General features: G+C 36.5%; 11 protein-coding genes. 6 read left to right on the forward strand and 5 right to left on the reverse strand.

Translation table 11 applies throughout. The features are described from left to right. Positions 1-30: 30 nt before the first annotated feature. The 3 genes from DAY19_RS08890 to DAY19_RS08900 all read left to right on the forward strand — a co-directional run bounded on the left by DAY19_RS08890 (position 31) and on the right by DAY19_RS08900 (position 6,061). The gene (locus DAY19_RS08890; RefSeq protein WP_115361526.1) at positions 31-1,584 is read left to right on the forward strand and encodes a hypothetical protein; all 1,554 of its coding nucleotides are present in this window, start codon (positions 31-33) and stop codon (positions 1,582-1,584) included. Between the two features lie 140 nt (positions 1,585-1,724). Then, positions 1,725-5,354 carry a hypothetical protein gene (locus DAY19_RS08895; RefSeq protein WP_115361528.1) on the forward strand — a complete coding sequence of 1,210 codons (3,630 nt, stop codon included), beginning with the start codon at positions 1,725-1,727 and terminating at the stop codon, positions 5,352-5,354. 335 nt (positions 5,355-5,689) lie between these two features. Beyond that, entirely contained in the window at positions 5,690-6,061 is a 372-nt protein-coding gene (locus DAY19_RS08900) for a TraR/DksA family transcriptional regulator (protein WP_115361530.1), read from the forward strand. A gap of 74 nt (positions 6,062-6,135) precedes the next feature. Here DAY19_RS08900 and DAY19_RS08905 read toward each other — a convergent pair whose 3' ends face one another. Further along, a complete protein-coding gene (locus tag DAY19_RS08905; RefSeq protein ID WP_133296928.1) occupies positions 6,136-6,354 on the reverse strand; it encodes a hypothetical protein in 219 nt (72 codons plus the stop codon). A 292-nt stretch (positions 6,355-6,646) separates the two neighbouring features. On the opposite strand from DAY19_RS08905, the gene DAY19_RS08910 reads away from it, so the two are divergent. After that, the gene (locus tag DAY19_RS08910; protein ID WP_115361534.1) at positions 6,647-7,795 is read left to right on the forward strand and encodes a S8 family serine peptidase; all 1,149 of its coding nucleotides are present in this window, start codon (positions 6,647-6,649) and stop codon (positions 7,793-7,795) included. Positions 7,796-7,805: 10 nt separating this feature from the next. Here the strand turns inward: DAY19_RS08910 and DAY19_RS08915 are convergent, their stop codons facing one another. Further along, positions 7,806-8,468 carry a hypothetical protein gene (locus DAY19_RS08915; RefSeq protein ID WP_115361536.1) on the reverse strand — a complete coding sequence of 221 codons (663 nt, stop codon included), beginning with the start codon at positions 8,466-8,468 and terminating at the stop codon, positions 7,806-7,808. A 63-nt stretch (positions 8,469-8,531) separates the two neighbouring features. On the opposite strand from DAY19_RS08915, the gene lnt reads away from it, so the two are divergent. Then, the gene (gene lnt, locus DAY19_RS08920; protein ID WP_115361538.1) at positions 8,532-9,983 is read left to right on the forward strand and encodes an apolipoprotein N-acyltransferase; all 1,452 of its coding nucleotides are present in this window, start codon (positions 8,532-8,534) and stop codon (positions 9,981-9,983) included. Here lnt and DAY19_RS08925 read toward each other — a convergent pair. Further along, entirely contained in the window at positions 9,980-10,945 is a 966-nt protein-coding gene (locus DAY19_RS08925) for a KpsF/GutQ family sugar-phosphate isomerase (protein WP_115361540.1), read from the reverse strand. The genes lnt and DAY19_RS08925 overlap by 4 nt on opposite strands. A gap of 65 nt (positions 10,946-11,010) precedes the next feature. Between DAY19_RS08925 and DAY19_RS08930 the strand changes: the two genes are divergently transcribed. Then, complete coding sequence (locus tag DAY19_RS08930) at positions 11,011-11,529, forward strand: hypothetical protein (protein ID WP_133296929.1); 519 nt, start codon at positions 11,011-11,013, stop codon at positions 11,527-11,529. Here DAY19_RS08930 and DAY19_RS08935 read toward each other — a convergent pair. Continuing rightward, the gene (locus DAY19_RS08935) at positions 11,526-14,714 is read right to left on the reverse strand and encodes an efflux RND transporter permease subunit (protein WP_115361544.1); all 3,189 of its coding nucleotides are present in this window, start codon (positions 14,712-14,714) and stop codon (positions 11,526-11,528) included. The genes DAY19_RS08930 and DAY19_RS08935 overlap by 4 nt on opposite strands. Before the next feature lie 117 nt (positions 14,715-14,831). After that, complete coding sequence (locus DAY19_RS08940) at positions 14,832-15,623, reverse strand: class I SAM-dependent methyltransferase (RefSeq protein ID WP_115361547.1); 792 nt, start codon at positions 15,621-15,623, stop codon at positions 14,832-14,834. Positions 15,624-15,630 lie beyond the last annotated feature (7 nt).

Genomic DNA, 15,630 nt, shown 5'->3' on the forward strand with positions numbered 1-15,630 from the left:
AATATTAGTATTAATTTGTGGGACATAGCTATGAAAAAGTATCTAAACTTTTTAATTTTGATCTTACTTTTGGCCTTCACTTCATGTGGAGCTAAAACTTCAAATGTAGCAGTAAAACTACAAGGCTCATTCTCACAAGTGGCAGGACTATTTGAAAATGGTGCTGTAATGATCGCAGTTGGTGGACCAAGCGACAAGCCACCTCTTCTCTATACTGTTCCACTTAATTCAGCATCTTTTGATCACACATTTGATAACGGTATTTGGAAAATTATGATTCTTGGTTGGGATGGTGCCACACCAGGTGAAACGATGAAAGGAAATCTCTACTGCTCAGTTGTGAACAATGTTTCTTTCCCAGATCAAAGCACCCTTAATTTTAATCTTAGCCAAGTTGATACAGACGCAAATTTAGTTGTCGATCCAGGACATCCATGTGGAGCATTTATCGATGGATTACAAACTGTAAAGTATGCTTCAATTTGTGAAACTGAAACTTGTGATTCTGGTAACTACCTTAGATATAATAATACTAATCTATCTCTTAAATTTGGAATACCTTTCTATGAAGGACCTATTGATAAGCATTCAATTCTAACTCAAGCACGATTCACCAGTGAAATGAACGAATGTTATAGTGCTGCCAATAGTAATTTGATCGACGGGGCAGACTATGCAAAATTAGATATTGATCTTGCTGCCACAGGGATTACACTTCCATTTAGATTAACAGGTGGGTTTCACCTACCGATTCGAATGGAAGGATATGAAGACACTGTTGATAATACGATGGATTGCTCTAAAGGCTTTAACAATGCGGTTACCACAATTAACAGCATTGGTGAAGTAGACGCTGCAAGTGGACTACCGAGGCACTGGAGTGATGGAACAAAGTTTATCTACAAAATGCCGTTATCACCATTTGCAATAACAGGCCTACCTACTAATTCAATAGTTAGAAATTTATACGAAGTCGTTGATATTAATGGCCCTTACAATGACGATAATTACGGTGACGGTATCATTTCATATACATGTGACTACACATCGACAAGTGTCTCAACACCTCAAGTATGTCCTGCGGCCTCAACTATGATAGAGTCTGGTTATTTTTCATTTGATTCTACCAATGGCCAAATCATATTAGATGGTACGACTTATCCACACTTTGCGATGGGAAGTCAAATCACATTTAATATCGTTGCTAATTACACTGTTAATAGTACCAATTACTCTGAAAATAAGTCTTTCACTATTGGCTTTGATCCGATTTGGGGACTTAATTATACTCAGGCCCAAGGAACACTTGGAAGTCTTAATAATACTGATCAGACTAGTAATTTCATTGATCTTACCAATATGGCCGACTCTCAGTTAAATATTACAGGAGTGGATATTACTGGTAATACCGGTGAAACAGTCGTTCCTGTCGTAATTATTTCAAGCTGTACGAATGGTTCTCCTTGTCGAGTTGAGCTAGATGCTTCTGCTGTGACGACTTCGGCAACTGGTAACGTAAACATCCATCTAGAAAGTGGTGGTGATGTCACGACTGAAACACTCCCCTATAATTTCGTACCTTAATTGGCCCATAATTATGCCAAACTCGAGAAGTGTTCGAATTACAAGTAGCTAATATTAGATAATATTTAGAGCGTTCACTACTTAACATTAAAATTAAATTAACCGATAAGAGTATTGGATAGTAATGTTTTGGGGAACGTATGCACCGTAAATTCATTAAAGCTTTAGGATTAGTTTTTCTTTCAACTCTTCTTTTTACATCTTGTGCAAAGAAAGCATCTAATACAACTGTGACGATTTCAAAATCATCTTTCTTAGTTGGAGATCTCAGTAACACATTTGATGGTGGAGTTTTAATTATTGGAAAGAATCTCGATTCTAATCAAAGTTTTCAACTCGCACTTGACCCAACATCTCCTTCAACTATTGATATCGAACTTCCTTTTGGTACATACGATGTCAAGGCCATTGGTTGGCATGATGGAGCAACTCCAACAAAGATGAAGGGAACTAGATACTGTAGTCAAATAACCTCTGTCGTTGATCAAAATGAAACTCCAATGCAGCTAAACATGACACAAGCTACTTGTGCAAGTTTAACAAACCTCAATATCTATGACGGTACAACAAATAACGATTTTAATATTGAAGCATGCCATGGTGTTGTCAAAGTACCGGGACTTGGAGAAAGAGATAGTTGTGGCGAAGCAGGAAGTATTGCGAGGTCTCTAAAAGTTAAATACCTAAGTATTGATGCGGACGGAAACTTAAACAACGCACTCTCTCTTACTTCAGAATGTGTTGATGTCTATGCTCCAGGAACAGAAAACGAAGAATATTTTCAATATAGAGTTTCAGATATATCTGATATTGTTCAAGGAGAGGCCGGATATAAAACTCCAATAGAAGTCACTGCGTATCGGTTACCTGGATGTCCTGTTGGTGGAGACTCCGTTACACGACGTCCACCAAGACCTGCTGATATACCTAATGATAAGTATTTTAAAATCAAAAAAAGTGATGCTGGATTAGACTTTATGATAGGAATTAATTCTTGTAATTTTCCTGGCGCACTAACTGCTGCACCTTTTGCAAATGGTGCGGCCATAACAAAAAATTCAAATGTCATTTGTACTGTAAATCAATTCAATGAAATCGCAAATTATCCAGATAAAGAATTTATTATCGGTCAAACGATAGACTTTGGTGGAACGCCACCAACAACAGCTTCTTCAACACACTTTTCAGGTTATATTGAAGGAGATATTTGGATGTCAGAGACTAAAGTCCCTCATATAAAAGGTCTTCCAGGGAGCTTATTTTTCTCACTTGGAAGTAATGTTGCTGATTATTCCGCCGGTATAGAACATTTAAATATTGATGTTAGCTCTATTACAGATGGTCCTGTTATTGCAAAAATGCTCAAATATGATTCAGAATTCTATAGCATCAACCTTAATGGCCACATGACAAACTCTTCGCCATCTTTTATTCCTGATGGAACAAGTATAGGTGATACTTGTGGTGCTCTATTTAACCAAGTTTACTATACTGGAGCAGGGTCTCAAGTTTATGCAGATGTTGACTTTGAAAAAATAACATTCTCAAATTTCAAATTAACATGTAACGGGTTATCTGGAACTAATGCTAATTATATTGGTGGACTGATTGGAGCGGCGACTTCAGGAAACACAGAGACAGCAACAAATAGAACCTTTAGATTTGATCGTATTGAAGGCGATATCTTTATTGAAGTCGACTCTACAAATGCAAACCAATCAATTGGTGGTCTCATTGGCCTTTCTGAAAACCAAACGACAATTGATACTTGGTCTAACAAATATTCAATTACAAATACTTTTACTTCAAGCCCTCCTCGAATAATTGGAGGACTCCTTGGCCAACATCAATCAACGGCCGCAAATTCAATGGGTAAACTTCATTTAAATGATAATAATATTCATACAAATATCTTAAGTAATCTTGGATATGGGGCCATTCAAGGAGCAGGAGGACTTGTTGGAAAAGTTTTTAATCCTGATGAATTATATATACGTGGTTCAATAGTAACAGGAAACATAAATACGAATTTAAAAAATGCTGGTGGAATTATAGGTCATCTCTATTTTGAATCAAATACCAATTCTGCAAGTATCCAAACAACTTTAAATAATGCAACAGTACTAGCAGATGGAAGTGCAGGAGGTATCATTGGAGGATTATCAATAGATAACTTTACCAATGTATATCTTTCCACTGTAACAAACCGAGGACAAATTACAGGAGCTATAGGTTCAAGTTCGAATGAGGGAGTTGGAGGTATTGTTGGAAGCCTCCTAAATTCAACAGCAGGCTCATCTCTAAGTATCAGCACCTCTTCTAATAGAGGAAGTATCTCCTCAGTTAAAGGTCACTCAACAGTTAATGCAGCAGGCTCTATCGTTGGCCTATTTAATACAACAGCACTAAACTTCTCTGCGACAGGTGTTTATGCAGATATTTCAGATATAAAAACAGCAGGAGCTTCAAGGCCCTACTTTATCGGTTTTATTAACGATCTGACTTCTGCAAATATTTCAACAAACTTTTATTTAGATGAAGTTCTTTTTTCCGGATACACAAGTACTTCTCCTTTGAGTGAAACTCTTACTTACTACGGTGATAATACAAACCAGTATGCTTTTACATATGGAACTTTTGGTTCAAGTCCATTTCCAGCATCACTAAACGATCACCCTCTCTACACACTAGCTGGAGATTCAAAACTTGATCTATTTCTAAATAAATATATGCTCTTTGACTCAAATGGGAGATCCATTATAAATGGATCTGAAAGTAGCCCCTTCTTAATTAAAGCTAAGTCGGATATTGGTTTTGTGAATACTTCAATTGGCGCAAAGTTCTCATGGCGACTTACAACGAATATTGATATGGGTGGAGACTTCCTTCAATTATCACCTACAAACACACCATTTGAGGGAGACTTTGATGGAAATGGATATACTATTTCAAACTTCACTAATGATTACTCTGTCTTATCAACATTAATGCCTAATAACGGAATCTTCCCTCATGTTAGCTACGGAAGAATTAAAAACCTCAATTTAAAAGGTGGAAATGTTACTTTTAAATGCTCTCCTATGACTTACAACGGATCAGGAGTTTTAATTGGGCAACTTTCAACATCTGGACAATGGGACGGAAATGGAGACCCACAACTTTTCAATCTCTCTGTTTCTAATACAAATATAACAATGCCGAGCGGAAGTGATTGCAAGGGCGCCTCACCTTTTATTGGATATTTTAATTCAGATAATGGAGAAGATGCTGCTCGTTTTCAAAACATAAGTATCATAAATAATACGATTGATGCTAGTAAGTCTGCTGGACTCGTCGGTTACATCTACCTACCTTCAAGTACAACATTTCCATTTAAGAATGTTGAAGTAGTAGGAAATAAATTTATTGGTGAAAGTGTTACGACTTCAACTTCATCAAGCGCCTTCTTTGGTGCTTCCATTGCAAGTGGGATATACACTTCTTATGAAAATGTTCTCTTTATTGGTGATGTCAACGGAGATAATCCTGGTGCTATTACAAACGATGAAAATCTTGCGAATTTAGGTGCTTCAACAGATTCTCTAATTAGTAATGCCTATGCCTTCTTTGATGGCGGCCAGTATATTCAAGGAACTGCCTTTACAAATAACGGTGCAACAAGCTTAGCCGATATTGGAACGACATCATTTGATGACTACTTTATTCACGATGCTACAGTAGGCACTGTACGCTTAGACCGCGAGTATATAACAGAAGAAATTTATGATTAAGATGCCATGATAAATTGGCAGAAATAGCGAGGACGCGTTCAGCGTCCTCTTTTTTTATCCGGCAGAACTTACCGATTTCATTAGCTTAAGGAAAATTTACTAAATAATTCCCACCGCATGACGATGTAAGCCTACAATAGACAGCCAAAGCTTTTGTCTCACTAGATTTTATAGGAAAAAGACAGAGGTTTTGAGGCAACTATTTAATATAAATTTAAAGCAACTATTGCCCATAATAAAAATTACTTTTGAGCTAAATAAAATCAAGGGTAAAATTAATAGGAAGGCAATTAGAAAATCTTTGCTTGTTTTACTTCGTTAAGGAGGAGGACTAAATGGAAGCTGAAAAATTGGAACATTTCAAAAAGAAACTACTAGCGGCTAAGGCGGAAATTCTTAACGGTGGTATTCTGACGAGTACAGAAGATTTAAAGATGTCAACGGATGACCTACCTGATGAGGGAGACGTTGCCAACGCAGTTATTAATCAACAGGTTACATTCAATATGAGAGCCCGTGCTATGCACAAGCTTCGTTTAATTGAAGAGGCCCTTCATCGCGTGGAAGACGGGACTTATGGTCACTGTGAAGACTGTGATGAGCCAATCGGTGCTAAAAGGCTTGAGAACCAGCCATGGGCCGAATTATGTATCACTCACGCTGAAGAAAGAGAGCGTGAAGAACAACACATGCGAAGAGTCGGTTAAGACTTTTTACATATTCCAAATGTTAGTAATAAAAGCCTGCATACGCAGGCTTTTGTTTTTCCTGTCTCCTAATCTTAGAAAGCAATACTTTCATCTACATGAAACTTCTCTTTCTTGATATAGACAAATTTAGAAATATCCTTCCTCAATATCTTTTTGATTTTCTGATTGGTTTTAATGATCTCATTCACTTTTGGACTAGTGGGAGATGACACTGTGTTGTTAATTGGCGCGACAATCATAATGTAAGCAAATAAGAAAATGCTAATTGATAATGTCCATATTGTTTTCACTAAACTACCCTCCATGGTAACTTCTTCTACGTTCATAAATAAGCACATGAGATGCCAAATTTTGGTATAATAATTTCGGTGACTTACTATAGTAGAGCGATGAACACGGTGGCTTTTTGGCCTTCTTTTAGGACACCACTAAAACAAAAGTGTATAAGATTTTGACACCTATCTATAAACTATCCATACTGACTATAGGTGAACAACTTAAGTAGGTAGAATCACTATATTAGTGTTGGCATCAAGCCTGCATTATATATAGTGAGTTTGAGTTTAGACATAAGGAGCACTCTTGAAACTTAAATTAAACCTAAAATCATTCCTACTTATTTCAACATTAGTTGCATCTTCAACTTTTGCACAAGATTCTGGAAAGAAGCTAACTCTTGATCAGTTAAGAGCACGTGTTTTCAAAAAAGAATATCAAAGCACAACGACAAAAACTGATGTACTTCACTCACGTTTTTCAAGCTGGGGTGTAAAGAACTCTTTTGATAAAGGTTCTATTAATCTTCCAGGTGCACTGAAGAAGCTACAAGCAAAACAAGATGTTGTTGTTGCTGTTATCGATACAGGAATTGATCCAACTCACCCATTCCTTAAAGACAACTTATATGTACCAAAAGGACAAGCAGGTCTTTCAAACTTTGGATTAGATTTTTCTAAAGGTGCAAAGAATGTAAAGACTCCATATGATAAGAACCGTCACGGAACTCACGTTTCAGGTATTATCAAGTCTGTTTTTCCAAACGTTAAGATTCTTCCTCTTAAGTATTACAACAGAAATGCTTCTGGGAAAGACAACTTAAATTCAACGATCAAGGCCCTTCGTTATGCTGTTGATCTTGGTGTTGATATTATTAACTACTCAGGTGGTGGACCAGAGCCAGATTTAGAAGAATTAGAAATTCTTAAAAAGGCCGAAAGAAAAGGTATTATCGTAGTAGCTGCTGCTGGTAACGAGCAAGAGAATATTGATAATTCAAAGTCTGCTTACTACCCAGCAAGTTATAAGCTTTCAAATATTATTACTGTAACTGCACATAACCAATCAATGCAAATCCTTAACTCTTCTAACTGGGGTGTTGAGACTGTTGATGTATCGGCTCCAGGTTATAAGATCAACTCTGCTATTCCAACTCAGAGAAATGGTCTTCTAACAGGAACATCTCAAGCGACTGCATTTGTTTCAGGTGTTGCAGCAATGCTTAAAGCTGGCTACCCAGGACTTACTGCTAAGCAAATTAAGAAGATCATCTCAATCACTGCTAAGAAAGAGATTACTTTTAATGGAAAGGTTAAGTCTTCAGGACGTCTAGATGCGACAGCTGCAATTGATTTAGCAACAAAGCTTAATGATAAAACAAACGGTCAGCTTGCAAAAACAAGAGCAAGTAGAAGAGATGTTGCAAACACTCCAAAAGTAATTATCAGAAAATAATTTTCAAATACTAGATGGCCCTAAAATAGGACGTAAGCGCAAGGGTCATACTAATCAAAAATACCGCCACAAGCATTCCATAAAGCACATAAGAAACCTTAAAAACTCCCATCATTTTATAATTAAAGAAGTTCTCGTATTGCTCCTTAGTACTTTGGTCTTTAGACTCTCCTATTGCGGCCTTAATTCGCTCGTACAAAGAGAATTCTTCAATACCTCTTTGAGCGTATGGATGCCAAATCTCTTGCTCACTAACTCCAGAGTTCATCATCTCAATGACAATATCTGCGAGTTCTTGAAGATAAAGAGGGCGCAGTTCATCTGATTTTGATGCTTCACTGTAGAAATAGTCTAAGAGATTATTATAGCGACGACGTACTTTTACTAAAAACTTCTTGAACTTCACATCACCTTTAAAGATTTGTGGGTTCTCCATTTCTAGAGGACTAAGAGTTTGCCAGTACTTTTCACGAAAAGTGTAAAAGCTCTTCTCCCCTAAAGGTGAGCCAAGGGGATTAAAAGATAAATCATAATCACACATTTGGCAGCGATCATTTTTAATATTATCGCTATTGCACTTAGGGCAAGTTATAAGATGCACTTCCTGTGCAAGTACTTCGTCCTTGAAGAGATGTTGATGTTTTTGTACGTCGTTTAGAAATTCTGTATCCATAAGAATATTGTAATTTCATAAGGTTAGTATTGGCAAATGTTAAATCATATATAACAATAGAGTATGATTGGAATTCTTAAGCACAAATTTGCTCTGCCCGTACTGCATGTTCTTGCAGGAATTATTTATGCTTTAAACTTTCCCTTTATTGGTGAATTCACAATTTTTCCAACCATATTCATTAGTGCGGCCATCATCTTCTATGGCCTAGATAAAGAAAGACGCTTCAAATTCAATCTCCTCAATATCTTCTTATTTTGTTGGGGTTATAATTTAGCAGGCTACTATTGGTTAATGTTCACTTTAAATGAATTTGGTGGACTATTTTTTCCATTTAACTTTCTAGTATGGCAGCTCTTCTCTTTAGTGATTGCACCACAATTCTATCTCTTCTTAATCATCTTCTACTTTTTAAGAGATCGTATTAAGCTGGAAAGTTTAATCGGTGGCATCTTCTACTGCCTAGTATTTGTGATACTTGAGATATTTACACCACAGCAATTCCCTGCTCTCTTTGGCCATCCTTGGCTTAAGATTTCACCTTATTTAAAACCAGCAAAGTATTTAGGTCAGCCTTTTTATAGCTTTCTGACTCTTTATATCGGACACCTTATTTTTAGTTTTTCAAAAAAGAGGCGTCTTCCATCCTTTGCGGCCGTGGCCATCCTTGTTCTCTTATCGGCCAATTTTCTTATGGGGCCGATTAAAAATGAGCTCAACAATGAACTTAATATTCGTGTTGTTCAAGGAAATATAGGAAATGATCTAAAACTTAAGTCGGAGCAAGGAGTTCGTCTTGCCGCTTCAGAGGTCGTTAATATCTATAAGTCGATGAGTCTAAATGACGGCATTGATAAAATGGACTTAGTCATTTGGCCTGAGACTTCATATCCAAGATTTGTTTTTACAAAACTAAATAAGAAAGTGAATGCTGAACTAAGTGAGCTCTTTATAAATTCAAATTCAAAGTACTTTATTGGGACTTATGATCTAGCATCTACAAAGCCAGATGTTTTAGAAAATACATACAATGCTACAATCTTGGCATCAAAAGATGGCGATATTGAGCAAGCCTACCACAAACAGGTTCTTATTCCATTTGGTGAAGGTCTTCCATTTGGCCCATTAAATAAGTATGTGGCCCCATACCTCACTAATGTTTCACTTTTTGCTAAAGGTAAATCTTTTACAAATTTTAAAGTGAAAGATAAGGGATTCATTTCCCTAATCTGCTATGAAGTACTCTTTCCTCGTTATGTCTCAAAGTATTTAAACGCAGTAAAAGAGCGCGGAGAAAAAGTCGACTTCATTGTTAATGTAACCAATGATTCATGGTATGGGCCTTACTCAGAACAGGAACAACACCTATTTCTTGCAAAGTGGCGTGCGGTGGAATTTGGACTTCCAATCATTCGCGCAACGAATACTGGAATCTCATCAGTAATTCTCCAGGACGGAAGTGAGTTAATTCGCACTAAGAATTTCGAACAAACTAATATGGACTTTAAATTCTAAAAACCTTCTTTTAAAAGATCGTGCATGCGGATGAAGCCTTCAAATTTACCATCAGTAATAACTGGTAGAACGTAAATTTTATTTTGCTCCATAAGTTTTAAAGCATCCATCGCAAGCTCATTAGAAGTGATATACTTTGGCTCTTTTGTCATGATTTCAGAAAGTGGTTTTTCAAGAGCATTCTCTTCTTTTGCAATAGATCGGCGAATATCACCTTCAACAAGTATTCCACTGAATTTGTTATTATCCATTACTGCAAGAGCACCTAGAGGCTTATTAGTCATCTCTAGAACAGCATCTTTTAATAGCTTTTCTGAAGTTAGAATAGGACTTTCTTTCAATGGCCACATGAGATCGCGAACTTTCATCGTTAATGACTTACCTAGTTTTCCACCAGGGTGATTAATTGCAAAGCCTTCCTTTGAAAGCCCTACAAATTTCTCATAGGCAACTGCAATAGCATCTCCCATAGCAAGAGCAACTGTTGAAGAAGTGGTTGGAGCAAGGTCATTTATACAAGCTTCCCTTTCAACAGAGCAATCAAATGCAATTCCACATTCCTTTGCAATTGCTTTTGATAGGTCTCCAACAAGAGCAATTCTATGGTCTTTGTGAATGCGAAGAAAAGGCATAAGCTTCATGATCTCACTAGTTGTTCCCGACTTTGATAAGAAAATAATGGCATCATTCTCACTTGTTCTTCCAAGATCCCCGTGAAGGGCCTCAGTTGGGTGAAGGAAAATTGAACGCAGCCCCAGAGAGCTAAATGTTGAAGAAAGCTTTTCACCAATTAGGCCAGACTTCCCAACACCACAAAGAACCATTTGGCCCCCTTTAGCGTGAAGGAACTCAAAAACATTTGTTAACTTGTTGCACATTTGCTCATCTAATAAGCCGATAACTCGGTTTATTGAGTCTGCTTCAAGTTTCAATACTTCCTTCATTTGACTAAAATGGTCCATTATAACCTCATTGTGTACCAAATTTTCATTCTCGATCGAGTGTATGACTATGTTATTATAAATATATGAAAATGTTAAAATTAATCGTCATCTTTACCCTACTTTTTAGTTGTAGTTCATATGAACAATTTGAACAATTAGTTGAAGAATCAGAAATGCCAGCTAAGACCTATAAGGCCAATTTCAATCAGACTTGGCAGGCCGTCTTAGAAATTATGCAACAATATGATATTTCAGTAAAAAACCAAGAAGCTGGGACAATTAAGACACGTTGGATAAATAACACGAGTCAGGTTAATTTCTCGGATGCATTTGGATCAAAAGAGATGGTTAAGGCCGCTCAATTTAAACTCGTTATCAATGTCATTAAAGGATATCGAGGAAAGAGTGAGGTTTCTAAAGTCTCAATCTATCGTCGCCAAATGATTGAAAAAGACTTTCTTCAAGGTTGGAGGGTTGTAAGATCTGATGGAATCCTTGAAAAGACGATTCTCTACCGAATTGATCGTATTCTAAAAAGAGAGAAGATGATCAAAGGTATCGAAGAACAAAAGGCCCGCGAGGCGGAGAAAGAGTTATTCTAATGAATAACGCTTTCTTCCTCTAAATTTTGATTTACGAGAACAATATCCTCTTCAACTTCAATCGTATCATCCATATAAGAATCTCTTCTTCTTAGAATCTTACGGCTAAAGAAAACCATAAAGTCTCTCTGCACTAGAAGCATACACGGTAAAACGACAAGAGTTAGAACCGTCGCAAAGAGTAGACCCCATCCCATACTCATGGCCAGACTCTTAGTGAAGCCAGCATCTCCACCAATTGCATAGGCCATTGGGAAAACACCACCTAGAGTTGTAATACTAGTTAGAATAATAGGTCTTAGACGGCTTGCTGCCCCATCAATAATCTCAGGGCGGTGAAAGCTAAACCAGTCCTTACGATTCTCATTTATCGTTACCACAAGAAGAAGACTATCGTTTACAACAACACCGGCCATACCGATAATTCCAATAATGGCCATTAAGCTAATATCTAATCCCTGTAGGTAGAATGCCCAGATAACACCAATTACACCAAATGGAATTGCAGTACAGATTAGGATCGGTTGCATAATACTTCTAAGAACAATTGCTAAAATGAAGAAGATACCAAGTAGTGCAAAAGCAAACTTTTTGGCCATGGATGCCTTATTCTTACGAGACTGCTCATCAGCATCCTGAGCGTTAAATGTTAAATCAGGATATTTCTTTGAAAGCTCATCTGTAACAAGTTTTACTTTGTTAATTAAGACTTCTTTTTTAATCACTTCTTTGTCAAAAGGAAGATCAACAACAACTCTTCTCATAAGATTTGAGTGCTTAATCACTGACTGCCTCTTCTCCTTCTTCCAAGATCCAAGCTGAGAAGCTCTAATGATATTTCCATTAGAAAGAACAACCGGTAGTTTTCCAAGGTCTTCAAAATTCAATTCATCACCGTCTTTTACATATGTGTAGAATTTAATCTTACGATTACCTACTGCATATTCATAGACCTCATTCTTATTAATGAATTGCACTAGTTGATTTGAAACCTGAGCTAGAGTTAGGCCCCTTGATTGGATTTCATTCTTCTTTGGTGTAAATATCCATGCATCTTTAAATAGAGAGTCGTCTAGATCGACTGACTTTATCCCCTCAATTTTTAGATCTTCAATTGTCTTCTTTGTATCAGCAGTTACTTTCTCCACGTTAAATGGAGTTTGTGAACGAATTGTTACCTCAACTAGGTTTTCACGACTTTCATCATTTCCACCCTTAGCTATCTTCACTTCTAATCGGCTAAAGACACCTGTCTTTTGAAGCTTATCAAGCTTATCTTTTAAATAGGCTTCGACATCCTTCTTATTAGCTTCCACATTATCATCTAGCTGAGAAAAAGATAAACGGTAGCTAAAGTATTGCGGGCCAACTTGTTTTTTACCATTTGTATAATTCTGACCTACTGTAATTTGATAATTCTTATATTTATCCTTATCAATACCTTCCATGATCTTCTCGACTGGAGCTAGTTGCTTATAAGTATCCTTAAGCCCCTTCGTCTCTTTTAACTCTCCAATAAACTCAACAGACTCTGAAGAGATACTTAGGTTGAAGTTAAAGTTGATATTCTTACTAGCAAAAATCATCGAAGCGATCATGATAACCACAAATGAAGCCAGAACGATATAGCGCCACTTTAAAGAGAACTCTAGTAGCTTCACATATCCTCTTTTAAAGCGTTGAAAAACGCTAGACTCATGATGGATATTGGCCTTTGAAACAAAGTGATGTAAGTGATTTGGAAGAATAAAGAAACTTTCAAATAAACTTAAAAGAAGTGCTGCAAACACAACGACAGGAATGGCCAGTAAGATATTTGACATCGAATCTTTTCCTACAAGGATAGGAGTAAATGCGATGAGTGTCGTTGCAACTGTTCCACAAATAGGCTTCCAAGTAGAAAGTACTGCTCCAATAGCAGCATCTCGTGAAGAGGCGCCCTTTTCTAAGTTTTGCATATATTGTTCAGCAATAATAATTGCATCATCAACAATAATTCCGATAACAAGAAGTAGACCAACAACAGAAATTAGATCAATTGAAATTCCAAAAGTATCAAGAACTGTAAAAGTGAAGAAATACGCCAAAGGCATTCCTAAAGAAGTCATTAGAGACGTTTTTAATCCTAGGAATAAAAAGAGAGTGATAACAACGAGGATAATTCCTAAAAATGCATTTGATTGAAGAGCATTAATTTGTCTCTCAATAAATGCAGGGCCATCCTCTACACTAATGACATGTAGCCCTTCTGGAGCGTTTTCATTAATTTGAGCAACTTCTTTTTCTAATACATTCTTAAGTGTAATAGAGTCTGCTTCAGTATCTTTGAAGATATTAAAGCTGCTTGAACGCTTTCCATTTGTATAATACTCTCTCGTCTTCTTTGGTAGTCTGTACTCAAGAGAAGCAATATCTTTTAGCCTAAGGGTGTGGCTAGAATTATTTGATCGAATAATAATATTATTTAGGGCCTCTAGATCATATTCATTATTTTCGATCTCTACAGAATATGTGTCACTTCCCTTAGTAATTGAACCAAGTGGATAAATTCTAAAAGTATCATTGATCTTTCTATAGATATCAGCAGGAGAAAGACGATAACGAGCAAGCTTTTCTTCATTTAATTGGATATATAAATTCTTTTCAGCGTTGTAATTATCAACTCTTGAGACTCCATTTACTCTTTCAAGCTGCTCCTTAATTTTAAGCATCCATTTTTGGTGAGTATCATTTTGTTCATCAAAGTTTTCAATTGCATAATAATTAAACCAAGATTCAGTCTGTTTAAGGTGGCGTACAACAATATCTTCCGTCTCACTTGGAAGATCTCCACGTATATTTTCGATTGCATCTTTGATTCTTGATTCTAACTCTGAGATATCTTCGTAATCATCTTTTACATTAACGTTTATTCTCATGTAGCCTTGTTGTGAATTCGACCAAATCTTATCGATTCCAGCACTACCTTTAATGGCACGCTCAATTGGATAAGTGAGAAACTTTTCAACTTGTGATGGCCCTGCTCCAACAAGAGTTGCAGTAATTTGAATCCTCTTGGATGCCCAATTAGAAATAAGATCTCTTTTCATATGACTTAATGAAATAATTCCAAATAGAATCATCATGACACTTAAAAGATTTACTAAGAAGCTATTATCAACGAAGTATGATACGAGTTTTTTCACAAGCTACTGCCTTATTTAATAAAATAATAAACAGTAGCTTCTAACATTAAGTATGTGAATAAATTAGGTTTTTTGAATAAATGATCGAATTTACATGACCTAAGTACTTAAAAATACTTAGTAGGCCATGATATAAGTCACCCAAGACTCACAATTTTCTTCATCATTTGATTGGTAGAAGTTTCCGTCCCCTGTTCCGTCGTCGTCCTCACCTTCCCAGTAAGTTACAACGTTCTCGAAACCAGCATCCTTCATAATGTCTTTAATTTCACCAACTGACCAATGTCTCCAATTATAAGAGAAAGCTTCACGGTAAAGCTTATTATCGTGATGAGTTTTAAAATGAATATAATATTGTACTTCTTCTGTAAGAGGATTGTAGCTATCGCAATCCCAGAAGTAAGTATGGTCTTCGTGTTCAGTCTCTTCTTCTAGTTCTTGGCGACATTCTTCTCCACCGAAGATATCAACCATAAAGATACTCTCAGGACCCATATTCTTTTTTACTTGCTTAAAATAATTTAAAAGAACATTTCTTTCTTTAAAAATGAAATATGAGAAGTTAAATGCAACAGTAACATCTGCAGTAAAGTCATAATCATCAAGAACATTTCCACGAATATAGTGCATACGTGTTTTTTCTTCTTCAGTTAATCGAGAGTAATGATTTTCGATACCATAGGCCTGTGGTTCTTCATCAAGATCAATTCCCCAAGCTTGGCGATCCTTACCTTCTTTAACCCAGTCACAGGCCATTGCAGCTGTTCCACCAAAGTCTTCACGAAGTGTCTTTGGCTCACGACCAAAAACTTTCTTATATTCTTTGTTAATAAATTCAATATCAGCTTCATGATTTTGAACTGACTTTTCATACAATTCGTACTTTAAATTCGTTGGAATTTTACTCATTCTCTCT

The sequence above is a fragment of the Halobacteriovorax vibrionivorans genome (assembly GCF_003346865.1).
GTDB classification, from domain to species: domain Bacteria; phylum Bdellovibrionota; class Bacteriovoracia; order Bacteriovoracales; family Bacteriovoracaceae; genus Halobacteriovorax_A; species Halobacteriovorax_A vibrionivorans.

Coding starts and splice junctions, on each gene's coding strand:
- DAY19_RS08900 (WP_115361530.1), top strand. CDS start 5,690: ATGGAAGCTGAAAAATTGGAACATTTCAAAAAGAAACTACTAGCGGCT.
- DAY19_RS08925 (WP_115361540.1), bottom strand. CDS start 10,945: ATGGACCATTTTAGTCAAATGAAGGAAGTATTGAAACTTGAAGCAGAC.
- DAY19_RS08940 (WP_115361547.1), bottom strand. CDS start 15,623: ATGAGTAAAATTCCAACGAATTTAAAGTACGAATTGTATGAAAAGTCA.
- DAY19_RS08930 (WP_133296929.1), top strand. CDS start 11,011: ATGAAAATGTTAAAATTAATCGTCATCTTTACCCTACTTTTTAGTTGT.
- DAY19_RS08890 (WP_115361526.1), top strand. CDS start 31: ATGAAAAAGTATCTAAACTTTTTAATTTTGATCTTACTTTTGGCCTTC.
- DAY19_RS08915 (WP_115361536.1), bottom strand. CDS start 8,468: ATGGATACAGAATTTCTAAACGACGTACAAAAACATCAACATCTCTTC.
- lnt (WP_115361538.1), top strand. CDS start 8,532: ATGATTGGAATTCTTAAGCACAAATTTGCTCTGCCCGTACTGCATGTT.
- DAY19_RS08895 (WP_115361528.1), top strand. CDS start 1,725: ATGCACCGTAAATTCATTAAAGCTTTAGGATTAGTTTTTCTTTCAACT.